Raw genomic sequence first — 23265 nt, 5'->3', positions numbered from 1 at the left:
TGCAAGTTTTGAACTGAGTAGTTTAGCTAATGACTTTTTAAATGTGCGTTAAATCGGTAATAAACTGTGCTGCATATTGAAGATATTCCTGTTGTGGAGTTCGAATTACATCCCATCTTTTAGCATAGTTAAGGGGCCTGTCGCGTTGTTTAGCGTATGTAAGAACAAGCCGACGCTTGGCACGGGATACACCAACAAAGAAAGCACACAGATTAGAATCTTGATCCCCAAAAAATATTTCGTTCTCAACGGCCAAAATTATCGTTGAGTCGAACTCCAATCCTTTGCTCTTATGGATAGTCAGAATACGCACAGCCTGATCATCAGAGAAACGAGTCAAGGCTTGAGGCAAGTCGGGGGTAAGTTCAAGCAATTCTTCAATGCGCGCTTTGGTATCTCCCACAACTTCACCTAATCTGGCATGTGACTCATAGTCAGGCGAGAGAGCAACAAGAGTCTCCATTCCTATTTTCTTCAAAAATCTACACACAGAATCCCACCATCCCGAAAACGGTTCATCCAACAACTCGGCCATGGCGATGATTTTTCGCTGTTCCTTGAAGAAGCTTTGGAAATTTTGCCTGACGCTAGACTGCACCTCGTCATCGGCAAAGGGAATCAATTGATTCATCAGCCGAATCCAGGCTTTGGGCTCTCGCTGGCCATAGAGACAGGACAAATAGTCAACAACGAGCCTTGCGGCAGGTTCGACAGTAATATCCTGCATCTCCTGCTCATTCCGGTACGGTATTCCCCTAACTTCCAATGCCACCATCAGGTGATTGGCGTAAAGATCTAGTTGTTTGGACACTAATACGGCGATTTCGGATAACGGAACCTGTTCATTTCTTATCCACCCGGCAATCAAATCGGCCAAGTACTCAGCTTCACCCTGGGCATTCTCGAATTGCCACGCGAAGACCTCTCCCTCTTCACCAGCAAGTTGGTGATCTGGCATGACGGAAGCCGGATCGAGCACGCGAATTATCTCGTTCTGCATCCGAAGCAGGCGTGGTTTTGAACGAAAGTTTCGGTACATGTTTAATGGGACCGCTGAAAAATCCCTAGCGAACGTTTGGAAAATTCCGTCCAATGCACCTGCCCATCCCATGATTTTCTGCTTGGTATCACCGACAGCAGTGAGACGAATGCTCGTACCTTGGAAGGCTACCTTCACGAGTTCATACTGCTGATCCGTGCAGTCCTGGAATTCATCCAAGAAAACATCGCTGTAAGTTTGGCGTATGGCATTTCTTGCGACAGTGGAGGCCTTAAGAATTTGAATTGCTAGCGGTACAAGATCATGAAATGTAATTTGCCTTTTTGTGACTTTTCTTTCGCCAATCGAATAATCCAGATCAAGAGCATCATTACCAGTAAGCACTACTCGGAAGCGATCAATAATACGCTTTGCAAACGCATGAAATGTGTAGCTATCAAAACGGGAAGCCAATTCTTGTCCACAGCGTTGCTGGATTCGCTCCTTCAAGTTTTTGCTGGCGTCAACTTTGAAAGAGATAGCGAGTATTCTCTTCGGATAACGGCAGGTTCCGGTTCGTAGGAGGAAGTCAGCTCTTTGTGCAAGCATTTCCGTCTTGCCCGCGCCCGGCCCCGCCGTCAGTGCAAGACAGCGCGCTTGTTCCTTCGCAGCCCGCAGTGCATTGGGTTCAAGAGTTAGCCCATCCGAAGGCAGCCATGCATCTACAGCAATCACTCGGGCAGTTCCGCAAGCTTGGCGATCACGGCATCAGTGAGTCGTCCAAATGATTCAGGCATGTTCGCCAGCAAATCCTCGTCGCTTAGTTGAGCGAGAGCTTCGATATGAGCAGCGGGCTTGCTGCCCAGTTTAAAAAGCTTGTGATACGTAGAGAAAAGATTTAACTCGTCATAGCTATATTGGGATGGGTCATGATGGCTCTTGCCTAACACGGCTTTAATTGTTGAGTCATCCGGAACTTCCTGCTGAACACCGTAAGCATCTGGGAAAGCAAGGAGCATTGAAAAATCTAAATCCATTGGAAATGAGAAAAACACACCACGCATTTCCAGCTCTGCAAATACACTCTTAGTGCCGTTTTCAAAGAAGTGGTGGGTACGAACAGGTACTTTGTCATCATTCCAATCTGATAAAGAAAAAGTATTTGGCAGAACTTTTTCAGGTTGATATAAGCCAAGTTGGTTATTTACATACTTTATTCTTCCCCAGCCCGCTTGATATCTGCCCACATCTAAATCGAGAAGGGTCAAAAATGGGATTTGCAGTGCTGATAACAGGCGCCAAAAATGATTGACATGCCTACCTCCAAGCGGAGCAATCGTAACCGCTGATTCATCAACTGGCGCACCCTTTGCTTGGAAAAGGCGCGGTAGTACAATTTCTTCGCTATCCCCTTCACCCAACACAACCAAACGTGAGAAGTAAATCTCAGGGAATGCCTGGACAGCCTCGCGTACAAACTTGTGCGCTTCATCGGTTTTAGCGGGTAATTGGATTTTCGTAATTCTTGATTGCCGGGTTTCGGTAAGTCGAAGATATCGAATATGTTCCGGATCGACACGTCGTAACATTGACGGAGCATGCGTAGCGATTAGGGCCTGAGCATCCTCGTTGCTCGTCATGGAGTTCAGAGCGCTGACAATCCGCCCCAGATAGTGAGGCGAGAGGCTGTTCTCTGGTTCCTCAAGGGCAATCAAAGTAAAGACTGGCGGACGCAATTTTTCTGGGTCAAAAGAGCCGTCCTCACCGGCAAGGACAGCACGCCCAATTGCTTGAGATGAAAGAACCAATGACAGATAGAGCATCGACTTCTGGCCGTCACTGAGTCTGGAAAAATCGACAAGATGTTCATCATGTCCAGGCGAGAATGATACGGACAAATGACGAAGCAACGCCTCGATCTCAGATGCCACAAAAGTAATCTTGGGATCTGTAAAGTAGCTGCCTTTATGAAGGGTGCCCCAAGTTTTCTTCAGGTGGGCACTAAAAGCATTGACCGATGGATTAGCAGCCAAACTCTCACTAATCTGGTCGGTGAACCCTTTGACTTCCTCCCGTTCATTTTCCCAGTTCACTGCCCGTAGCAAGCGGCCAAGCAGCGCGTTCGTTCCATATGCTATGTGGTCAGTCGGATCTCTTCTTGCGGGCAGATAGTGGACTTGTATGTGATTTCGTTCAGACCTTGGAACCGTTTGAGGATTTAGAGGCGAACCATCCGGGCCAGCTTCAAGCACATACACAAAAGTCTCATCAATATCCCCATCCAGGCCCATAGTGGCACTTAGGCGATATCGTACCCTAGGAATTCCGTCAGGGTCATCAAGGCGCATGTGACTGAAATGGGGAGCAACGGTCGAGTTATCTTCTTCATCCTCCAACTCGGGGAACACGAAGTCCGCCTCAATCCATAACTGCCTTTCTTCGGGCGCTTCTTGTTCATCGTGCGGGACATGGAAGTCTAAGCGCTGAATACGGCGTAATGATGGATCAAATGCAAACAGTCGGCACAAAGCCTGGAGTGCAGCAGTCTTGCCTGACCCGTTGGGGCCAATCAGATAGGTAATATTTTCCAGTGTCAGTTCTGTTGGTTCAGCACCAAAACTCTGAAAATTTGAAACCCGAATACTGTGCAGTTTCATCCTTTTTTCCTAATACATATGGCCCGAAAAATTAAATCTTCCCGTTCCATGGGTGATTTTTACAGAACAAGAATTCCCTACACTCGAGCCCGTGCACGTTCTCTAGCCTTAAGCTCTATGCGTTGTGATATTTGGCTATACAGCTGGGCTTCCTCATTCTCTCGATCAGTGACAGTCACAACCAAGGCATAGTCTTCTTGTTCGAAACTCAACGCCTCACCCCAATCTCTATCTTGTCGAGTAATTACAACAAACCACTTTTCAGAAGGCTTCGGCTGTTTAATCCGCCAAGTTGAAGATTGAACTGTACCTTTACCTCTTAATTCAGCACTTATGTCCCTATTACTTGTAGCATCATCATTTCTGGTTTTAGTTTCATCCTGAGTACTGTGATTGAAATGCCTTTGAACAGACTCAAGCGACTGATCTTTGACTAACCTAAAAGACATTTTAGTGGCCACATAGTCTATCCTAGTTGTCCTGACCGCTGGACAATAAGACAGAGTAACTCTAATTTCTCTGGAAGCACGCTGAGACCTTAAAAAATCATCGGGAAGCGGCAGTTCGAAAAAGTGATGCGAGTTGTTTTCAATTTTCTCTTCAGCCATTAAGACAACGGCATTTTGTGAAGATCTAAAAAGCTCCCCCTCATCAACAGCACCATAACCAGCTATATCTCTAAACGCATCTCGTCCATTTGCGCTCCTATAAGATTTCTTCATATCTTCAGGAAAGCTGCTTTCAATCTCCGACAGCATATTCGCATGATTAACCAGTAGTGCTCTGAGCAAATTAGCAGAAGCCTTCGGGTAGTTATTCAATAAACGACCTGCAAGATGGGTAATGTAAGGTGCCGCAAAACTTGTTCCGCTAATTTCGCTAAACAATGTGTTCCCAACGAATCGACTATTACAGGTCAGTACCCCCATGCCTCGCATAACTGCATTGAGTTCGTTGCCTGTTCTTATTGGAGAAGCCAAGTTTCCACCCATAGCTACCAGCTCGGGTTTAATTGCACCTTTAATAGTGGGACCGTGACGTGTAAATGGGGATGGTTGATTTTCTGTGGCTGGAGCCAATTGCCCAATTTCAGGATACCGTTGAGCATCGAAAGTCGCATTATGTCGAGCCAAGCTTCCCACCGTTAGAACGTTTAGTGCCGGAGCTGGATCTATGATAATACTTTCGTCAGCTAGAAGGTATTCTGGAAACTCGTCTCTCCAGCTATGTCTTGGCACATCTGGATCGATAGAGCCTGAGAAGTTCCCAGCAGAAACGACAAATAAGATATTGAAGTCCCTAGCCAATTTATCCAAGACATACGCAATTCCTCGAATATGACGATTATCGTAAGGTGCATTGGAATTCCCTAACGACAAATTGAAAATCCGACATTGGTGTTCTTCGACAAAATAGGTTACAGCTTCAATGAGAGTTTTTTCGATAGAACTGGAGTCAAATTCTGCATTCTCATCAAGAATTCTACCATTGAAAATCCAAAGTTCAGGGTGCCAATAATTTGTTGAGTTACACGCTTCCAAGTCACCATACAGAGCTACACCAGCAACAGCAGTGCCATGACCATTCAAATCCATGCCGTCTGTATCACCAATAAAGTCTGCACTTTCCGCAATTGCGGGTGCCAACAGGGGGTGGTTAGTATTTACTCCGCTATCAAGGACGCAAACTCTTGCAGCTTGATGAGTAGGGGATTGTATTCCTTCAGGAATTCTATTGATGTCACAATTTAGTTGGCTATAGCGAATACCGCTCTTGGGGGGGAGATCAACAAGTCTGACATCAGAGTGATTCAGCAGTAGATTAGCCTGACTAGAGTTAACCTCCAAACGGTACATTACTAAGCTATCAAGGTTAACTTTATCTGTTCGCCGTATTCCGTTATGAGCTAGCCAACGCTCAAATGCATCACAAGTGCTTAATCTCTCTGGGTGATGAGCAACAGCTACAGGCCAAAGCTCTACATCTAAGAGAAACTTCTCTGACCTTGGTAAGCCATGCCTTCTTAGAGCCCAACTTTTCCGGTCATCACTTGTCCAGTTATCGATTCCCTCTATGGCCTCGAGAATCTGCTTGTACGTCAATTCTGTCTCGTCCAAACCTAAGCGTTGCAGGTGATCTTCAAACACAGTCATTCCGGTTTCATCAACAAAAACAACACACAGATGATTGTCTTCTTGGCTTACAAACTCGATACCATGTTTGTTTAGATGGGTAATATCGAGAAGTCCTGTATAACGAATTTTCAGTACAAAATTACCCGGACGTGACGTTTGCTGACTTTGTGCGAATCTGATTGATTCAGTTAAGTCTCTAGATAATTTTTGACCATGCCCCCGAAGATCACCTCGTGGATGTTTTGGGATATTGACTTTCCTTGTTCTACGTTCATTTTCAAGCAGTTCTCTTTCAATCTTAAGATGTTCATAATTAGCCATTCCTAGTCCCTTTTTTAACTTTCTCGAGAAGCTGCTTGCTTCAAGTCCTTAACGGTCAAAAATTCCTGACTACGTAGGATCATCCTTTTTACTGCTCTACGAACAATACGTTCAATATCAGCGCCACTCTTTGTAGAAAATATCCCGAGGATAGATTTATCATCTAACTCAAATTGGCGACGTACACCACGCAATTTGAGTGAAAGAATTTGTTGTATTTGCAGCTCATCAGGTAATGGGAAGTCAATTTTTTCATCGAAGCGTCGCCAGATAGCACTGTCTAAAATGTGCTCATGGTTTGTAGCTGCTAAAATTAGACTCTTCCCTTGATAAGCGTCCATCATCTGAAGCACTGCGTTAACGACGCGGCGTAACTCACCATGTTCACCTGAGTCAGAACGTTCTTTGCCTATGGCGTCAAATTCATCAAATAAAACCACCATAGAATGTTCAGAAACAAAATCAAAAACTTTGCGAAGATTCGCGGCTGTTTCACCCAAAAAAGAAGATACCAACGCATCGAGACGAACAATTGCAAGAGGTAAATCAAGCTCAAAAGCAATGACCTCAGCTGCTAAGGTTTTCCCGCAACCTGGAGGACCATGAAAAATAATTTTTCCAGAAGGCTTCATTCCAAAACTTCTCAGTACATCGACACGGCGGTGTTCCTCAAGAAGTTCCTCGATGGGTGCGATACTAGATTCAGGTAAAACCATTTCTTCTATTGGTCGCTGAGCTTGTCGAACATCTAAAAGTGGTAGTCCTCGCTCTTTATCTACAGGAGGAGTAGGCAAAGCGTTACGTCCATTTTGTTTAAGCGGTCTTAAATGCTCACCATACAATATCTGCTCAAGATCATTTGCAAGAAGGTGATGTTGCTTTTGACGCTCATCTTGAATAACAGCTTCTGAAGCAAGCCGAAAGGCCTCGGAATCACCAATGGTTCCAGCCCTAATCAACTGTCTCAGTATTTTACCGTTAGCCACTATTATTCCCCTTTGCAATGTTCATTTATAATCGAATTACTCAGTCGTTTATCGTATTAAATACTAATTATTTCATCATATTAATAACGATTTAAAATAATCAGACGTAACTACTTAGTATTATCTGAGGCTATGATGGTGCTTAGCCCATTCGATTTTGCATAATCCAAAATTAGTATTTCTATCATAGACGCTTGAGAGCGATGTTCTTTTTCCGCTGCTGCTTTTAGCAACAGCTTGATTTCTTTAGATGTTCGTATTGACAAAGTCTCTTCTTTGGAACGCGACACTGTGCTTCTCCATGATAAATAAGCAATACAATGTACTGCATTATGCGTACATTGTATACTGTTTATTGAACTCATTACCGATAGCATGGATAGCGATATAGTGCCCCTTCGAGAGGGGCTGGTTGATGGGAGCCTAGTTGGCTAGTTGGCGGGGTTATCTGTTTCCTCTTCAGTGATATCGTCATCGGTTGAAGGCACCGCTTGCTCAACTTCTGCTTCTTTACCCTTAGCTTGGGCTGATTTTCGTGCTCGAATTTCGATATCAATAATGCGTCGTGCAAGTTTGATAATGCGCTGTTGCCATGCGTAGTTGCCATCAACGCGTTGCTTGTTGCTAAGCACGCTAGATAACCAGAGTGTGTCCATTGAGATCATCAACGCATCGAGTTTGCGCACTAAGCCAACAAACTGGCCAACCTGAGGCGAGCTGATTTTGGCGTTGAAGGTAATCGGATCGGTGTAGTCAGGTACTTCATCGATACCGTTGGACTCCATCAGTTTGTCCAAACGAGCTTGTTCGTTGTCTACCGCCATAGCGCAATCCTCGATCAGCTGGCTAATGATCTGTTCCACTTCATCAATTTCGTTCTCATCGCCAATGATGCGTAGGATGACATCGATTCCGTAGAGCGCACTGACCGTGCGCCTAAAAACACGGTCAACGACACGTTGCGCCTGTAAGCTGTTAATTGTGAATGATTGTTCAAAGATGGGTTTTGAGTAATTGGGTTTTGCTTGGGCCATAAGTTTGCTCCTGATATGACAATAATCAGTCCCTAGACTAATCCTCTGTGAGGTAATGGCCTTTCAGCTAGGTGGAAGAATTGAGCATCTTTCTAACTATCCTGTCTGGATAAGACGGTTACACTGACTATCAAATATTGCTGATCTGTTTCAGTGATATCTGCGCCTGAGAGCATGAGCTCAAAGGAAGCCCGCCGCTGAGTTTTCTCAGTGGTACTAAGAGGTAGCTAGCCTCCTTAAACAAATAGCCTGCATGTTTTTACATGCTCAACCATGCGTTCCTTACGGTTCGCCTTTTCACCACCCAGCTGGGGGAGTTTTCCCCAGTTGGGGGTGACTCCTTCAAAACCAACATAAGGAGTCACCAATGGAATATATCTTCGGATTTATTATCCAAATCGCAGGCATTATGTTGCTTGCAAAACTGAGCTGGTCGCTTTTGCGATTGCTTGCTCGTCAAAGCGTGCGCCCGTTTCGATTTGTACTTACTCAAATCAAGCGATTGCTCACACCAACACCAAAACGTCGTCCAATGGCAGTGCCTAAAGCTCCTGGTATGCCCCGTTTGACATCTGCGTTTTACAAAGAGCCACATCAGTACGACATGGCTTTACTCGAAATACCAACCTATCTGCGTCGTCAGTCTTCTTTGCCCAGCCGGGTAGAAGCGACTGTGTGCACAGAGTTCAACTAAGACGAGGAGAACATCATGAAAAACCAAGTAACACTCATAGGCTACGTTGGTGCTGAGCCAGAGACGCGAGCCTATCCATCAGGTGATTTGGTGACCAGCATTTCGCTGGCCACTTCTGAGAAATGGCGCGACCGTCAATCCAATGAGCTCAAAGAGCATACGGAATGGCATCGGGTTGTTTTTCGAGATCGTGGTGGATTTAAGTTAGGGCTAAGGGCAAAAGATTTAATCCAAAAAGGCGCGAAGCTTTTTGTTCAAGGTCCTCAGCGCACGCGTTCATGGGAGAAAGATGGTATTAAGCATCGATTGACCGAAGTGGACGCGGACGAGTTTTTGCTTCTTGATAGTGTGAACAAAGCATCTGAGCCATCACCAGCGGATGATGCGAGCTCCCAAGCTAATTGGGCACAAACTTATCCTGCACCAGATTTTTAACCGAGCAAAAACGCTTTAACCCAGCCGGGAGTACTTTCCCGTCAGGGGCAGACTCCCACTTTGATTGTCGGAGTCCATAATGGAAAAACCAAAGCTAATCCAACGCTTTGCTGAGCGCTTTAGTGTCGATCCAAACAAATTGTTCGATACCCTAAAAGCAACAGCATTCAAGCAACGTGACGGTAGTGCACCGACCAATGAGCAGATGATGGCGCTCTTGGTGGTTGCAGATCAGTACGGCTTGAACCCTTTCACCAAAGAGATTTTTGCGTTCCCTGATAAACAAGCTGGAATTATTCCAGTGGTAGGTGTCGATGGATGGTCTCGCATCATCAATCAACACGACCAGTTTGATGGCATGGAGTTTAAGACTTCAGAAAACAAAGTCTCACTGGATGGCGCGAAAGAATGCCCTGAATGGATGGAATGCATCATCTATCGGCGCGACCGTTCGCACCCAGTCAAAATCACTGAGTATCTGGATGAAGTCTATCGACCACCTTTTGAAGGTAACGGCAAAAATGGCCCTTACCGTGTAGATGGTCCATGGCAGACGCACACTAAGCGAATGCTAAGACATAAATCCATGATCCAGTGTTCCCGCATTGCGTTTGGCTTTGTGGGAATTTTCGATCAAGACGAAGCAGAGCGAATTATCGAAGGCCAAGCAACACACGTTGTTGAGCCATCGGTGATTCCACCCGAGCAAGTTGATGATCGAACCCGAGGGCTTGTTTACAAGCTTATCGAGCGGGCGGAAGCTTCAAACGCTTGGAATAGTGCATTGGAATATGCCAATGAACATTTTCAAGGTGTTGAACTGACGTTTGCGAAACAAGAAATATTTAATGCACAGCAACAAGCAGCCAAAGCGCTCACACAGCCTTTAGCTTCTTAGCGCCACGCATTCATTTTACTAACCCTGGCGGGATTATTCTCCCGTCAGGGGGAAGGTCTCGTCTTTTTTTGGAGATCTTCCATGACTAAATCAGCCTCACTTTTTCGCTTGGTATTGGTTGTTGCCCTTGTCTTAGGTTCGATTCAAGCCGGTAAAGCGGCAATTGATTCGGTTCAAGCAAGTGTTGTTCAGCACCAAACAGCGTTAGCACAAGCAGCAAAGTAACCACTTAACCCTGAAGGGGAGTTCTCTCCTTCGGGGGAGTCTCCCCCTCAAAGGAGGCAATATGAAGGTTATCGACCTATCACAACGTACTCCTGCATGGCACCAGTGGCGCATTGCAGGGGTTACGGCATCTGAAGCCCCAATTATTATGGGGCGTTCACCCTACAAAACACCTTGGCGATTATGGGCAGAAAAAACTGGATTCGTATTACCGGAAGACCTGTCGAATAATCCAAATGTGCTTCGCGGTATAAGGTTGGAGCCTCAAGCAAGGCGAGCATTTGAGAATGCGCATAATGACTTTCTTCTGCCGTTATGTGCAGAAGCCGATCATAACGCAATCTTTCGAGCCAGCTTTGATGGCATCAACGATGCGGGCGAACCCGTTGAACTGAAATGTCCTTGCCAGTCAGTTTTTGAGGATGTGCAAGCTCACCGAGAACAAAGCGAGGCGTACCAGTTGTATTGGGTACAAGTACAGCATCAAATACTGGTCGCCAATAGCACGCGTGGTTGGTTGGTATTCTATTTTGAGGATCAACTGATTGAGTTTGAAATACAACGAGACGCGGCGTTCTTAACTGAGTTGCAAGAAACGGCGCTTCAGTTTTGGGAGTTAGTTCAAACTAAAAAAGAACCGCCAAAATGCCCTGAGCAAGATTGTTTTGTTCCCAAGGGTGAAGCCCAATACCGTTGGACATCGCTGTCTCGACAGTATTGCTCAGCACACGCCGAAGTGGTCCGACTGGAAAACCACATTAAATCTTTGAAAGAGGAAATGCGAGATGCTCAGTCGAAATTGGTCGCTATGATGGGTAACTACGCTCATGCCGACTATGCTGGGGTCAAACTCAGCCGCTACATGATGGCAGGTGCGGTGGACTATAAGCAATTGGCCACCGATAAATTAGGCGAGCTGGATGAACAGGTTTTAGCCGCTTACCGAAAAGCGCCACAAGAGCGGTTGCGCATCAGCACCAATAAGCCAGATCAGCCCGTTGAAACACCAATCAAAATCAGCCTTGAGCAAGAGAACTTAGTTCTGCCAGGTGACTCGCCGAGCTCATTCTACTTTTAACGTTCACTTGGAGCCGATTTCGGCTCCTTTCTAATGCGCTTATACCAAGTGCATCAGAAAGCAGTTTCACTCGTAGCCAATGCTGGATACGAATGATAGAGCGAGCTGAACTCTTACATACACAGCCATACCACAATCAACACACCACCCGACGGGGACTTCATTCCCTGTTGGGGCATGGGGCCTCGTCAAAACTGATGAGGTTTATCATGACTGAACAATCCCCATTTTTGGTTCAAGTGAATCAAGCGTTTAATGTCCCGGCTCCTGATGCTTTCGTTCTGGAAGGATTTGGTGCCGACACTACCCATCCAAACATTCCCGTTCGCAAGGACGAGTATGTTTTTAGAAAAGAAGACTTACGTGACGTATTGGCGTTTTTGTCTAACCCAGACGGTGACGGTTTGTATATTACAGGCCCCACTGGATGCGGTAAGACCTCGCTAATTTGCCAAGTTGCTTCTCGATTGAATTGGCCTGTTCAGCAAATTACTGCGCACGGTCGATTGGAGTTGTCCGATCTTATCGGTCACCACACGCTGGTTAATGGCAACATGACCTTTGTGTATGGACCGCTGGCAATGGCTGTCAAGCATGGCCATTTGCTGATCATTAATGAAATGGATCTTGCTGAGCCTGCTGAACTGGCTGGGCTCAATGACATTTTGGAAGGTGCCCCGTTGGTCATCGCACAAAATGGCGGTGAGATCATCATGCCACATAACAAGTTTCGTTTTATCGCAACCGGCAACAGTGCGGGCAGCGGTGATCAAACGGGCTTGTATCAAGGTGTGCTTCAACAGAATTTGGCTTTTCTTGATCGCTTTAGAATCATCGAAGCGACCTATGCAGAGCCTTCTGTAGAGGAAGCCATTCTGGAGAACGTTGCGCCGGGCTTGCCAGAAGTCTTTCGCCAAAAAATGGTGAAGGTGGCTGGTGACATTCGTCGTCTTTTTATTGGGGGCGCGGATGGCGGTGCTGAGCTTAGTATCACCATGTCCACTCGGACCTTGGTGCGCTGGGCAAAGTTAACACTTGCTTTTAAAGGTGCTCCTAACGCAGTGGAGTATGCACTGGTTCGGTCTTTGACGGCTCGTGCTGAGTTGGAGCAACGTGAAGCCATTCACCGTATTGCCGCTGATGTCTTCGGTGATCACTGGGAGGATTGATGATGGAAAAGTGCTTTGCTCTTTACCGTTACAGTCATTCTGATGGGACAGCCAAAGAATGGGCCATTTATGTTGGATCAGATAACCAGGAGATTGAAGTTCGGTTTGGAAAAGCCGGTCAATTGTCGCAGCAGCGATTGATTGATTCGACTGATCCTAACGCAGAAGCAGACCGAAGAATCAATGAGAAAATCAACAAGGGTTATCGATTTGTTGGACACGTCGGTATTGATCATCAAGGGCGGCCATTTGAACTCTCAAATGCGCTTGATAGTGTCGCGTGCGCCAATAACGTCAGTTGGGAGTTTCGTACTCGCAAGGACGTCAATGGCCAAATCTCGCTGGCGCAAAAAGCGTTGTTCGATATGGCAAAGCTGCTTGAAGCCTATGGCTTGGCTGTTATTGATGATAACCGGGTCAGGATTGGAGAATGGTCATTAGGATTTTGCAAAAGCGGATTACCTAGTACCAATCAAATCAGCATGGTGTCAGGTGAAGGCGCTGGCATTGTTAACACTGATGATGGCCCATGGCCATTGTTATTGTTACTGGCCTTTAAGCGTCAATTACCACCACTGTGTTCGCTCACAGTAGCGAGTCCTGATGGGATAGAAGTATCTGACCAACTGAAGTTGGAAAAAGATGTATTGAGGCTTTTAGGCAGTGATTTAGAGCGGGTTCGCCCGATAGCTGAAGCACTGGACTTAATGCCTGCGAAAATCGATCTCAACCAATCGTCGCCTGATTCGCAAAATTACTATTTCTGATAGTGATGTTGCCATTAGCGCGTCAACTACTACCACCCAAATGGGGGCCATTGCTCCTGTTGGGAGTGGTGCGTCCCCATCTCGCATGAGGATGCACTATGAGTATTCAAACCCTCGACAAACTTTTGATTTGTCACATCGACTGTTCCATCTGGAGCGGTAGAAAAAAACTAAGGCCTGAAGATTTCAGATTAGCCAATGGTAGCCAACTTCCACCGAAGGATGTTGCCAGCTTAGGGAGTAAAAAAATTTGCGACCCTGAGGCATTGGCGAACTTTGAAAGGCTTAAGAAAGAAGCGCAGCGCTTGTGTGAGCAAGTCGGTGTGCGGTTTTTAGGTGGCTATGCCGTCCCTGAGGACCGAATTGATCAGATTGTTCCAGAGCTTGACCGGATCGGTCAGGAGTTTGCGCAGTGCAAGCAGTTGTTCTTGGACAACTATGATCAGGTGACGTTTGACTGGGTTGCAAAACACCCGGAATTTGCAGATGCAATCCGGCGTGCGCTGTCACCCATCGAAGACGTGGAACAACGGCTTCAGTTCGATTATGCCATCTATCGAATGCAACCGGCTGAACAAGGTGGTGGCTTAGATGACAAGGTCAATGGCATGGGACACACCCTCTTTAGGGAGGTGGCTCGTGATGCCAATGAACTGTTTGAGCGTTCCGTTGCAGGTAAGAATCAAATCAGCCAGCGAGCCCTTAATCCTCTCAAGCGATTAAGAGACAAGTTGGATGGTTTGTCATTCCTGGATCATCGAGTTCAGCCGATGGTTGAAGCGATGGACAATTTATTTGTTCGTCTGCCGAAGACCGGCCCTGTGACAGACAATCTCTATCACGAACTGATGGCGACCATTTTAATTTTGTCTGATCCAGACAAGATGAGAATGCACGGTGAAGGTCAATTGGATATCAGACAACTGATGCCCAAACCTGAACCTAAACCCGCACAGCCAGTATCTACTCAGGCAGATAACTTACGTGCAATACCACAACCAACCGTCAGACCAAACCTTGGTTCGACTGTACCAAACTCATTTTATTTCTAACGTCCTTGAGGGCATGTTGCCCTGAAGGGCGCATGTCCTCTGAACTATGTAAGAGGAAATTATGCAATCAACCATCCATAACCCCAGCCAACTGAACCAGTTTGAACCGCATTTTCGTGGTGTGACTGATGCGGTTGAAAGTGAATCGATACCAGAAGTGGCGTGTTGTCGAGCGTTAGTACAACGGTCGTACTCAACACATAGTGTCGTGATCCCTAAGAACCCTGTGCTGATCGCAGATGCGGACGCACAAGGTGTTTGGTTATCAGCCATGGTATTTGTTCCAAACATGGCATTGCAGCAAGCCGCTTTTGAGCGGGACTGGCTGCAATATCAACACGAGGTGTCTACTCAGTTACAGGACCAGTACGGTCTGACATTGGATGACATCCTGAGTTTAGACCAGCTTAAAACGTCATTTGAACAGCACGAGAGTCCAGCTCAATTGGTGGCTTGGTTAGGTCAAAAATACGACCTGGATAAGCTAAAAGCACAGGTTTAAACATCCACATTCCCAGCGGGGAAACGCTCCCGCTGAGGGAGTATTCCCCCTAATGATTAGGAGACTCCCATGAATCATCCATTAAAAAACGCACTGCCAATCGTTGCCGCCGCTTATGGCGAAAAGTTTGGTGTGAAGGTGCTTATTCAAGGACAAGATGCGTTTACCGATGGTGAGCGGATTGTGATCCCAACAGCAAACCCAGACGACCCACACTATCAACAGATAGCTTGGGGTTATCTGGCTCATGAAGCGGCGCATATTCGGCATACTAATTTTGAAATGGTGCAGAAGGCGTCGTCCAAGCCGATCCGAAAGGCACTTCTCAATATCATTGAGGATGTTCGCATTGAAAACGAATTGGCAAAGGATTACCCCGGAACCCGGCGCAGTATTTCGCAAGTGATTGAGTACATGGTGGACACACAGCAAATGTGTGTACCTGAACAGCTTGAGCCTGCATCTAACTTGCAAGCATGGTTGTTGTTCCGTTTGAGATGCCATTTTCTGGGCCAGAAAGCGCTGACGCCTTTGTATCAAGCAGTCGATGAAAGAGTGAGACAACTCTTTCCTGCCGCAGCGATGAGCCGGTTAAGCGCCATGCTGACAGCAGTGCCTAGCCTAGTGTCTACAGGTGAAGTGCTAAAACTTGTCGATGCCATCGTTTCCATGTTGGAAGAAGAATCTCGTCCACCACAGGATGAGTCGGATGCTGATGGCGGTGATGACATTGGACAAGATGCGAGTAATTACAGCAATAACAGTAGTGACAGTCAAACCCCGGAAGCAGACTCGTCTGCAATGGGGGATGCTGCTGAAACGGGGGATTCAGATCACTCTGATCAAGCTGACAATTTGCGACAAGCCTTAGAGGCCAGTGCTGCTCAGTTTGAACCCGATACCTTTGCCCAAGTGGCAGAAGTGTTGTCGGAACAAGCTGAAGGACATCAGGGTGTCACTCCACTCAGTTTGCCCCAAGCAGAGCACGCTATGTTGGGTGATGAGGCCATCTTGACCTTATCGGCGTCTGAGTCCGCTCAAATTCGAGCCCGACTTAGGGGCATGGTTCAGTCCAGTCAGGACAATCGGAATCATGCCAAACGGCACGGTCTTCGAGTTGCAACCCATCGTCTTGCCGCTTCACAAGCAGGTGAGTCGAGATTGTTTATTCAAAGGCAACCTCGCATTGCGCCTAATGCTGCTGTGCACTTGCTGGTCGATATATCGGGTTCAATGGGTAAACCCATTGGCGAAGGTAATCGAAAGTACTTTCATGTTGCCAATGAAGCCGCTTTGGCTTTGGCCATGGCACTGGAAGGCATACCGGGTGTTGTACCTGCGGTCAGTTATTTTCCTGGTATTCATCAGGAAGTTTCTATCGCGTTATTGCCCAAGCAATCGGTTCGACATCGGGCCGCCTGTTTTGACCAAAAACCACGAGGTTGTACGCCTATGGCACAAGCAATGTGGTTTGCGGCAAACAGTTTGTTAGCGCAAAAACAGAAGCGAAAGCTAATGATAGTGCTAACGGATGGTGACCCAGATGATTGGGCTGCCACGCATGACATTGTTGACCGGTGCAGACGCAGTGGCTTTGAGCTGCTGGGGATCGGGATTCAAACACGCAGTGTTGAGAAATTCTTTCCTCAAAGCATTGTGATTAATGACGTCAAAGATCTAAAGCGTGAGTTATTCGAAGTAACACAACAACTGTTAATTCAGTAACCACATCAATTATACCACCCTGCGGGGACGATTCCGTCCCCTTCAGGGCATGGGTTCGTCTCCGCTTTTTTTTGTGGAGACTCCTATGAAAAACAAAAAGTTCTTAGCTGGCGAAGAAGCCGGTACTTACATCGTTCCTGAGCAAGTGACTGAAGCGGATATTTTAGATATGGCGCTCAAGCTTGCCCGTGGTCGATTGAGTAAAGGTCGCAAAATTGAACAGCCATCATCGGCGTTCTCATACCTGCAAACACTGATGCACGAGTATGAGCACGAAGTCTTTGGCGTGCTGTTTCTTGATACAAAGCATCGCGTTATTCGATTTGAAGAGCTGTTCAAAGGCACTTTAGATGCGGCGAGCGTGTATCCAAGGGAAGTAACAAAGCGTGCGCTAGAGCTTAATGCGGCAGCAGTGATACTGGTTCATAACCATCCATCGGGTGATCCTGAGCCCAGTGAAGCTGATAAACGCATAACTCATCGACTCCGTGACGCCTTGTCACTTGTTGATATTCGAACGCTTGACCATGTTGTGGTCGCATCCGAGGGCTGCGTTTCGCTTGCCGAACGCGGTTATCTTTAATGAATGGGCGCATTGCCCATTCTCCTACATCACAAAAGCAGTCCCATCAACACACATCATCACAGCTCGAATTTCTATTTGAGTTTGATGATGCCCCAGTCACTTGGTCTGACACGGAAATCTGGCAGTTACGCGAAGGCATTCTATTGGATGCGATCCGAGTATTGCTGGACGGTCGTGTCAGCACTCGGTTGCGCAAGGATGTGTTGTCGTGGATTCAAAATGACGAAATAGCGCCATTTTGCTTTCGTGTTTGCTCAATGGCTGCGGTTGTCGATCCTGATGTGCTTCGTGATTCCATCATGTGGCTATTAAGACGACATGGTATCCAGCTTGACTAACGTTCCTGCATTAACCAAACGGCTCATTGCAGGACCCAAGCTGACTTTTACCTCCTGTGGTAGGAGTCGGCATTTTACTTAAGGAGGTTATATGGCGTTACCTTTACAAATTGACACAGTAAGGCCATATCTCAATGGCCAATGGCTTCAAGTCTTGGCGGCGTTGGTGCCAGAACTTGATGCTGCTATTGCTCGAAAAGGCCGTCATGTGGCTTGTCCTGTTCATGGCGGTCGTGATGGCTTTAGGCTGTTCAAAGATGCTGAATATACCGGTGGTGGCGTTTGTAATACCTGCGGTATCTTTCATGATGGCTTTGAACTGTTGTCTTGGATTAATGGATGGAACTTTGCTCAGTCTATTGAAGCAATCGGTCAAGTTCTAGGTATTCAACCCGGACAAGTACCAACTCGGGTAATACCGAGTAACGCTGTTGACTGGAAGACGAAAAGGCAGGAAGAGGACAAAGCGATTATCCATCGCTTGAATCAAACCTGGGGAGAAACGTTTTCTCTTGCAGATACTCGTGCGCAACCAGTTTGGAACTACATGCATCGTCGTGGCATTGTTACCCGGCTTCGTCCTGAATGGGATTCGGTGCTGAGGTTTCATCCAAACTTGCCTTACCATGATGAAGATGGCCTGTTTATCGATAGCTACCCAGCGCTGCTAGGTAAAATCGTTACTCAGCAAGGGCGTTCGGCCACGTTCCATCGGATCTACCTAAGTGAAGATGGATTCAAAGCGCCGGTTGAAAGGCCTAAAAAGATGATGCCGATACCAAGTGACAGAACAATCACAGGTGGTGCCATTCCGATTGGTGAGCCTGGTGAGGTACTAGGTGTTTCTGAAGGTATCGAAACGGCTTTAGCGGTTACCAGAGCAACGGGACAAACATGTTGGTCGGTTGTGAATGCAACCCTACTGGCTAGGTTTGAACCACCAAGTAATGTGAAAATGCTGTACATCTGGGCAGATCATGATCTCTCTGAGACCGGCCTGAATGCAGCGAATGAACTCAAGAAAAAAGCCTGGCAGAAAGGCATTCTGACACAAGTCTTGATCCCTCCGATACCAACGTCACTTGGCGTGAAAAGTTGGGATTGGAATGATGTGCTGAATGTTTACGGTGCCATGGGCTTTCCGAAAGTTCATATCTGATCCAAGGGGCTTCGGCCCCTTTTTTTACGCCTTGCATATTTGAAAAAACATGGAGAATGAAAAATAGAGAACCAATAGGAGAAACAAACATGATGGTATTAACCCTGTTAACAAAGCAGATTGATGGTGAATTTACGGTTTACTGGAAGACCGGCCTTCGAAGAGGTGGTGAGCTAAAGGTCGATTTAGGTGAGCAATACGACAAGCTACCTGAGCAGCAAAAGCCAATTGCAGCTGAGCTTTATGCTATTCATCACCTACTGTCAGTGAAAGAGGTGATGGGAAGTAACCGAAGCGGTCATGGGCTTCAAATCCGGGTCAGTAAAGGAGCTATCAAAAAGTTACAGAAACAACGCTCAACTCAGCATTCACTTTACAGCCTGACTAGGTTTTTGCTAACTCGATACCAGGAAGCACAGATCTCGGTAGAGAAGCAGGACGATTGGCTCTCACATTCCTTCGAAGAATACAGCGTCGATAATGCTACAGTGAGAGACATCGATGAGGTCATCAACGTTCCGAAAATTGGACCTGTCGTGGTGACTCGTCACGCGCTTGAAAGATTCGTGGAACGGCTTTCAGACGGCGTACCTAAGCATCCTTGGAAGTCTTTGTGCTCAAAGCTGCTATGTTCGGGGCTAACTAAAACTCAGTTGCCAGAAAACGTCGCTATCCAAAAAGCAAAAAAATATGCACAAGAGGCCGAGGTCTGGCAGCATGTGGGGAGCAATATGTACTTTGTTATGATTCCTGGTGGCTCAATTAAAACGTTGGTTACGGTTTTCGAAGTAAAGTGAGCTAATGTGTATTGGCGATACTTACTTAGGTGCCGATAGCAGACCTCAGCAACCTGGTACAACTCAATGATACCTTTTCCATTATCCTCTTTTATGAATTAAATCAGGAGTATCATTACTCCTAACCAAAGACATTCATTTTACTTAATCAGTACTATTTCGGTATAACGCTAATAACTCAGTGGGTAGTAAGAAGTTCAACAACAAATAACTCTAGGCACGATGAGTGCCCAAAATGTTTATCATTTAGAGCTGATGGTCGAAGAAATTAACTCGCGTAGCCAAATGCCTTTGTCTTCATTGTTTCGGCTGGAATGCCACAGCATGGCAATATCAAAATCCGCAACGGCGATCGGCGGCTTAACAGTAATGAGATCGTCCGAAAAGCCCTCCGCCAACGCCATTTTTTCTGGCACGATGGCAATTAGATCGCGCTTTTTCAATAAATGCCGAATGGTGAGAAAATTGCGCGAAGCCACGGTGACTTTACGCCTCAAGCCGTGTTCTGCGAGCTTTTGGTCTACTTGTGTCTTTAAGCTCCCATCGGGACTTACCAGAGCTTGCTCGATGTTAGCGAACGCTTCCAGAGACAGCTGTGTTTCCCCTTTCAATACCTGTTTATCACACATGCACACGTGTTTTTCGGTGTACAAGTACAAGCTCTCAAAGTTGTCATCTAACAACGGAATGCTGCCAATAATGACATCGAGCTTTTCCTGCTCTGTTAATGCCACGTAGTTGCTACGATTGACGTTAATAAAACTGATCTGCGCCTCTGGTGCGCGCTGACGTATTTCGTCATAAACCCGAGGCGCAAAGATAAACTCAGCATAATCCGTTAACCCAATGCGACATACACCCGCGTAATTTTCAGGTTGGAAGGCAGACTTAGTGAGCAAGTCTTTGGCGATAGAGTCCAGCAAGTTATGCACGGTTGGCGCGATGTGGTGAGCGTGCTCTGTGGGCTGCATCTTATGCCCTTTGCGCTCAAAAAGCGGGTCATCAAACAACAACCTCAAACGAGATAAACTATGGCTCATCGCCGACTGGCTAACGCAACTTTTCTCTGCCGCGACGCTAACGCTTCGATGGCGATACAGGTAGGAAAACGTCACCAACAAGTTCAAGTCAATGTTGCGCCACTGAATGTCCTCTTTCACTTCAACACCCTCATCCCATTTCATTCATAGATGAAATCAAAATCATCAATTTGAGTCATTTTATAGCATTCGATAAATTAGCAAAAATGCTTTTTAAATAAACAGGCTCGACATGTTCACTATCTTCAAGACTTTTTTCTGGCTGGGTTGGTTCAGCTTCGGCGGCCCAGCGGCTCATATTGGTTATTTTCGCCAAACCTTTGTTGAGAAACTGAAATGGCTTGATGACAGCGAGTACGCTCAAATTGTCGCGCTCAGTCAGTTTTTGCCGGGACCGGGATCAAGCCAAGTCGGCTTTGCATTGGGTTATAAGCGCGGCGGTTTAAGTGGTGCATGCGCAGCATTTGTCGGATTCACGCTTCCTTCGGTGATCATCATGTTGGCGCTAGCGATGGTGAGTAGCCAAATCACCGACACCGCAATGTTTCAAAACATCGTTCACGGGCTAAAACTACTAGCTGTCGTTGTCGTGGCGGATGCGACCTGGGGCATGTACAAAAACTTCTGCCAAAGCAAACTGACCGCTGGTTTGTGCGTCGCGACTGCGATTGCGTTGTTGGTGGCACCAAGCATCATGACGCAAATGTTCGTGTTGCTCGGAGCCGGTATTGTCGGTTTGCGATATCTGAGGAAAGGCTCCGTGCCATCAACCGAGCCGTTTAAACCGTCTATAGCGCCACTGGCTCTATTTGCGGTGCTTTTACTCGGCTTACCGTTAGTGGCTCATACGTTGCCTTTGCTTGGGCTGTTTAGTGATTTTTTCCAAGCTGGTAGCTTAGTGTTTGGTGGCGGTCATGTGGTGCTGCCGCTTCTGCAAAACATTGTTGGCGATCAGCTCAGCCCAGATGTATTTTTAACAGGCTACGCCGCTGCACAAGCTGTACCGGGGCCAATGTTCACCTTTGCAACTTTTATCGGTTATGAGCTTTCGGATACGCCAATTTTAGGTGCGCTGATCGCAACGCTTGGTGTATTCCTACCAGGTTTTCTTTTACTGCTTGGCGTACTTAAAAACTGGCAAGCACTGGCAAGCAAACCGTTGGTCTCCGGCGCCATCAACGGTGTAAACGCCTCGGTAGTAGGATTGCTACTCTCGGCACTTTACCAGCCAGTATTTAGCAGCGCAGTTGTTGCTCCCATCGACATGGCGTTAGTGATTGTAGGTTTCTATCTACACAAAAAGCTCAACCTTTCGGTGCTGTGGATGATCGTATTTTTTGTGGCGGCAGGCCTTGTCACGGGCATGATGTAGCCTCCTGATTAGCCAGCCATTGAATCCAGATAAACCATGGGCACTCAAATACGAGTGCCCTTGTTCTTAGATTAGATAGCGATAACGGAACAGACCCCGATTAAAAGAGCATCACAAAGGTAGGAGATTATTATCCCATATTTACACTGCATCCGGCTTTGTTGCTTAAATCGATGGAACTAAATCAAGAAGCTACGATCTGATCGGCTCCCCCCATCAATCGTCGTCATATATTTTGCTCATTAAAGTTAGCTGTTGTTACTGGTCAAAACAGCTAGTCAGAAACACACACGATTCCTTCATCTATCTGGCCAATCGCTCTTATGGGGATCTTTAGCATGTTAGCTCTATGAAATTTTCTGGAGCTGACAATGAGAACCCCTTTGTTACCTTGGTTTATCCTATGGGTGACCATCCCAATCATTATTTTATTTCTATTCATCTTGCCCGCCCATGCCAGTGATGGGCCATTCTATCAGCGTGGTCAGGAAGGCTGGTTTTGGTATCAGGTCATTCCTGAACCTGAGCAGCCTGATGAGCTGATAGAGCCGGAAGCTGGTGTCGTGGAGTCCAGTCAGAGCGAACTAAAGCCCTTCAGTGCCGCATGGTTCCGAGAGCATATGCAATCGTTTATGGACAAGGCAATTGATGAGCCAACGAGTGAGAATGTCAGAGCCTATCTTTATCTTCAGCGCGTCATGATGGATAAGGGCTCACTATTTGCTGATGTTAGTCAGCAGGTGGTCATGGGTGATCCTGTTTTGGATGAAATCAGTCGAAGACCCTTGGCGACTTATGCCGCCAATCGGATGGATAGAGAAGCTGGCACTCAACGGGATGTTGCTTTAGTTGAGGTAGCAAAACGAGCTGGCTTGTTCTTCTTCTATCGTTCGGATTGCCCTTACTGCCATGCTCAAGCGCCTATCATCGAATCCATGGCTTTGAACTACGGTTTTGAGGTGTTTGCTATTGCTGTCGATGGCTTGCCTTTACCGGGTGGAGAGTTTCCCAATTTCAAAGTCGATTCAGGACAAGCTCAATCATTGTCCGTTACGACTGTCCCTGCCGTGTTCTTAGTTGATCCGCCTAATGTCATCACTCCGATTGGCCAAGGCGCAATGAGCCTTGATGAGCTCAATAATCGAATCATTCTCGCAGCCCATCAAGCCGGTTGGATTGACGATCAAACTTACTATGCCACCAGACCTGTTCAACCCGGCGTGTCACTCGCGATGTCAGCCCAAGAGCTTAACGAAAAGATATTACAGGACCCTGAGTTCCTTGTTCGCTATCTGCGTGCACAAGGAGGGTTATAA

23 protein-coding genes are annotated in these 23265 nt (G+C 46.7%); 16 read left to right on the top strand and 7 right to left on the bottom strand.

Annotated elements, in window-relative coordinates:
* Positions 1–37 precede the first annotated feature (37 nt).
* The 6 genes from BIZ39_RS08745 to BIZ39_RS08720 form a co-directional block, all read right to left on the bottom strand.
* Positions 38–1714 (bottom strand): UvrD-helicase domain-containing protein, encoded by a 1677-nt coding sequence (locus BIZ39_RS08745; RefSeq protein ID WP_015066574.1) that lies wholly within the window; start codon positions 1712–1714, stop codon positions 38–40.
* Positions 1711–3636: an ATP-dependent nuclease gene (locus tag BIZ39_RS08740; protein ID WP_187446816.1), complete on the bottom strand. Its 1926-nt coding sequence runs from the start codon at positions 3634–3636 to the stop codon at positions 1711–1713. The genes BIZ39_RS08745 and BIZ39_RS08740 overlap by 4 nt, the downstream gene beginning before the upstream one ends.
* Positions 3637–3713: 77 nt before the next feature.
* Positions 3714–6092, bottom strand: a complete 2379-nt coding sequence (locus BIZ39_RS08735; protein WP_015066576.1) for a S8 family peptidase — start codon at positions 6090–6092, stop codon at positions 3714–3716.
* Between the two features lie 14 nt (positions 6093–6106).
* Complete coding sequence (locus BIZ39_RS08730) at positions 6107–7078, bottom strand: AAA family ATPase (RefSeq protein WP_020744900.1); 972 nt, start codon at positions 7076–7078, stop codon at positions 6107–6109.
* 110 nt (positions 7079–7188) lie between these two features.
* Positions 7189–7344, bottom strand: a complete 156-nt coding sequence (locus BIZ39_RS08725; protein ID WP_222936518.1) for a hypothetical protein — start codon at positions 7342–7344, stop codon at positions 7189–7191.
* Positions 7345–7509: 165 nt separating this feature from the next.
* Entirely contained in the window at positions 7510–8112 is a 603-nt protein-coding gene (locus tag BIZ39_RS08720) for a hypothetical protein (RefSeq protein ID WP_015066579.1), read from the bottom strand.
* Positions 8113–8479: 367 nt separating this feature from the next.
* On the opposite strand from BIZ39_RS08720, the gene BIZ39_RS08715 reads away from it, so the two are divergent.
* The 14 genes from BIZ39_RS08715 to BIZ39_RS08650 all read left to right on the top strand — a co-directional run bounded on the left by BIZ39_RS08715 (position 8480) and on the right by BIZ39_RS08650 (position 19537).
* Positions 8480–8806 carry a hypothetical protein gene (locus BIZ39_RS08715; protein ID WP_000455722.1) on the top strand — a complete coding sequence of 109 codons (327 nt, stop codon included), beginning with the start codon at positions 8480–8482 and terminating at the stop codon, positions 8804–8806.
* A 15-nt stretch (positions 8807–8821) separates the two neighbouring features.
* On the top strand, positions 8822–9241 hold the full coding sequence (locus tag BIZ39_RS08710; RefSeq protein ID WP_015066580.1) for a single-stranded DNA-binding protein: 420 nt from the start codon (positions 8822–8824) through the stop codon (positions 9239–9241).
* A 79-nt stretch (positions 9242–9320) separates the two neighbouring features.
* Positions 9321–10139 carry a phage recombination protein Bet gene (gene bet, locus BIZ39_RS08705; protein ID WP_000414662.1) on the top strand — a complete coding sequence of 273 codons (819 nt, stop codon included), beginning with the start codon at positions 9321–9323 and terminating at the stop codon, positions 10137–10139.
* Between the two features lie 81 nt (positions 10140–10220).
* A complete protein-coding gene (locus BIZ39_RS08700; protein WP_015066581.1) occupies positions 10221–10364 on the top strand; it encodes a hypothetical protein in 144 nt (47 codons plus the stop codon).
* Between the two features lie 61 nt (positions 10365–10425).
* Positions 10426–11442, top strand: coding sequence for a YqaJ viral recombinase family protein (locus BIZ39_RS08695; RefSeq protein ID WP_015066582.1), 1017 nt, complete (start codon positions 10426–10428; stop codon positions 11440–11442).
* Positions 11443–11651: 209 nt separating this feature from the next.
* Positions 11652–12611: an AAA family ATPase gene (locus BIZ39_RS08690; RefSeq protein WP_015066583.1), complete on the top strand. Its 960-nt coding sequence runs from the start codon at positions 11652–11654 to the stop codon at positions 12609–12611.
* On the top strand, positions 12611–13378 hold the full coding sequence (locus BIZ39_RS08685) for a hypothetical protein (RefSeq protein WP_015066584.1): 768 nt from the start codon (positions 12611–12613) through the stop codon (positions 13376–13378). Before BIZ39_RS08690 ends, BIZ39_RS08685 begins: the two co-directional genes overlap by 1 nt.
* Before the next feature lie 98 nt (positions 13379–13476).
* Complete coding sequence (locus BIZ39_RS08680) at positions 13477–14430, top strand: DUF3150 domain-containing protein (RefSeq protein ID WP_015066585.1); 954 nt, start codon at positions 13477–13479, stop codon at positions 14428–14430.
* Between the two features lie 61 nt (positions 14431–14491).
* Positions 14492–14932, top strand: a complete 441-nt coding sequence (locus tag BIZ39_RS08675; protein ID WP_015066586.1) for a hypothetical protein — start codon at positions 14492–14494, stop codon at positions 14930–14932.
* A 69-nt stretch (positions 14933–15001) separates the two neighbouring features.
* Complete coding sequence (locus BIZ39_RS08670) at positions 15002–16657, top strand: VWA domain-containing protein (RefSeq protein ID WP_015066587.1); 1656 nt, start codon at positions 15002–15004, stop codon at positions 16655–16657.
* A gap of 85 nt (positions 16658–16742) precedes the next feature.
* Positions 16743–17240, top strand: coding sequence for a RadC family protein (gene radC / locus BIZ39_RS08665; protein ID WP_000791199.1), 498 nt, complete (start codon positions 16743–16745; stop codon positions 17238–17240).
* Entirely contained in the window at positions 17240–17581 is a 342-nt protein-coding gene (locus BIZ39_RS08660; protein WP_015066588.1) for a hypothetical protein, read from the top strand. Before radC ends, BIZ39_RS08660 begins: the two co-directional genes overlap by 1 nt.
* Before the next feature lie 91 nt (positions 17582–17672).
* Complete coding sequence (locus BIZ39_RS08655; protein WP_015066589.1) at positions 17673–18740, top strand: primase-helicase zinc-binding domain-containing protein; 1068 nt, start codon at positions 17673–17675, stop codon at positions 18738–18740.
* Between the two features lie 89 nt (positions 18741–18829).
* On the top strand, positions 18830–19537 hold the full coding sequence (locus BIZ39_RS08650; protein WP_015066590.1) for a hypothetical protein: 708 nt from the start codon (positions 18830–18832) through the stop codon (positions 19535–19537).
* A 242-nt stretch (positions 19538–19779) separates the two neighbouring features.
* Here BIZ39_RS08650 and BIZ39_RS08645 read toward each other — a convergent pair whose 3' ends face one another.
* Positions 19780–20721: a LysR family transcriptional regulator gene (locus BIZ39_RS08645; RefSeq protein ID WP_041702643.1), complete on the bottom strand. Its 942-nt coding sequence runs from the start codon at positions 20719–20721 to the stop codon at positions 19780–19782.
* A gap of 88 nt (positions 20722–20809) precedes the next feature.
* Here BIZ39_RS08645 and chrA point away from each other — a divergent pair, with 88 nt between their 5' ends.
* Together chrA and BIZ39_RS08635 are read left to right on the top strand one after the other, a co-directional pair.
* Positions 20810–21949 carry a chromate efflux transporter gene (chrA, locus tag BIZ39_RS08640; RefSeq protein WP_015066592.1) on the top strand — a complete coding sequence of 380 codons (1140 nt, stop codon included), beginning with the start codon at positions 20810–20812 and terminating at the stop codon, positions 21947–21949.
* Between the two features lie 371 nt (positions 21950–22320).
* Positions 22321–23265 carry a thioredoxin family protein gene (locus tag BIZ39_RS08635; RefSeq protein ID WP_015066593.1) on the top strand — a complete coding sequence of 315 codons (945 nt, stop codon included), beginning with the start codon at positions 22321–22323 and terminating at the stop codon, positions 23263–23265.

This window comes from Alteromonas sp. BZK5 (assembly GCF_014349115.1).
GTDB classification, from domain to species: Bacteria; Pseudomonadota; Gammaproteobacteria; order Enterobacterales; family Alteromonadaceae; genus Alteromonas; species Alteromonas macleodii.
This window is presented reverse-complemented; position numbering and strand designations above follow the sequence as displayed.

What these genes read in the sequence shown, in the direction of transcription:
- BIZ39_RS08740 (WP_187446816.1), bottom strand. Translation starts at nt 3,636, where the DNA reads ATGAAACTGCACAGTATTCGGGTTTCAAATTTTCAGAGTTTTGGTGCT.
- BIZ39_RS08735 (WP_015066576.1), bottom strand. Translation starts at nt 6,092, where the DNA reads ATGGCTAATTATGAACATCTTAAGATTGAAAGAGAACTGCTTGAAAAT.
- BIZ39_RS08720 (WP_015066579.1), bottom strand. Translation starts at nt 8,112, where the DNA reads ATGGCCCAAGCAAAACCCAATTACTCAAAACCCATCTTTGAACAATCA.
- BIZ39_RS08715 (WP_000455722.1), top strand. Translation starts at nt 8,480, where the DNA reads ATGGAATATATCTTCGGATTTATTATCCAAATCGCAGGCATTATGTTG.
- BIZ39_RS08710 (WP_015066580.1), top strand. Translation starts at nt 8,822, where the DNA reads ATGAAAAACCAAGTAACACTCATAGGCTACGTTGGTGCTGAGCCAGAG.
- bet (WP_000414662.1), top strand. Translation starts at nt 9,321, where the DNA reads ATGGAAAAACCAAAGCTAATCCAACGCTTTGCTGAGCGCTTTAGTGTC.
- BIZ39_RS08700 (WP_015066581.1), top strand. Translation starts at nt 10,221, where the DNA reads ATGACTAAATCAGCCTCACTTTTTCGCTTGGTATTGGTTGTTGCCCTT.
- BIZ39_RS08695 (WP_015066582.1), top strand. Translation starts at nt 10,426, where the DNA reads ATGAAGGTTATCGACCTATCACAACGTACTCCTGCATGGCACCAGTGG.
- BIZ39_RS08690 (WP_015066583.1), top strand. Translation starts at nt 11,652, where the DNA reads ATGACTGAACAATCCCCATTTTTGGTTCAAGTGAATCAAGCGTTTAAT.
- BIZ39_RS08685 (WP_015066584.1), top strand. Translation starts at nt 12,611, where the DNA reads ATGATGGAAAAGTGCTTTGCTCTTTACCGTTACAGTCATTCTGATGGG.
- BIZ39_RS08680 (WP_015066585.1), top strand. Translation starts at nt 13,477, where the DNA reads ATGAGTATTCAAACCCTCGACAAACTTTTGATTTGTCACATCGACTGT.
- BIZ39_RS08675 (WP_015066586.1), top strand. Translation starts at nt 14,492, where the DNA reads ATGCAATCAACCATCCATAACCCCAGCCAACTGAACCAGTTTGAACCG.
- BIZ39_RS08670 (WP_015066587.1), top strand. Translation starts at nt 15,002, where the DNA reads ATGAATCATCCATTAAAAAACGCACTGCCAATCGTTGCCGCCGCTTAT.
- radC (WP_000791199.1), top strand. Translation starts at nt 16,743, where the DNA reads ATGAAAAACAAAAAGTTCTTAGCTGGCGAAGAAGCCGGTACTTACATC.
- BIZ39_RS08660 (WP_015066588.1), top strand. Translation starts at nt 17,240, where the DNA reads ATGAATGGGCGCATTGCCCATTCTCCTACATCACAAAAGCAGTCCCAT.
- BIZ39_RS08655 (WP_015066589.1), top strand. Translation starts at nt 17,673, where the DNA reads ATGGCGTTACCTTTACAAATTGACACAGTAAGGCCATATCTCAATGGC.
- BIZ39_RS08650 (WP_015066590.1), top strand. Translation starts at nt 18,830, where the DNA reads ATGATGGTATTAACCCTGTTAACAAAGCAGATTGATGGTGAATTTACG.
- BIZ39_RS08645 (WP_041702643.1), bottom strand. Translation starts at nt 20,721, where the DNA reads ATGAAATGGGATGAGGGTGTTGAAGTGAAAGAGGACATTCAGTGGCGC.
- chrA (WP_015066592.1), top strand. Translation starts at nt 20,810, where the DNA reads ATGTTCACTATCTTCAAGACTTTTTTCTGGCTGGGTTGGTTCAGCTTC.
- BIZ39_RS08635 (WP_015066593.1), top strand. Translation starts at nt 22,321, where the DNA reads ATGAGAACCCCTTTGTTACCTTGGTTTATCCTATGGGTGACCATCCCA.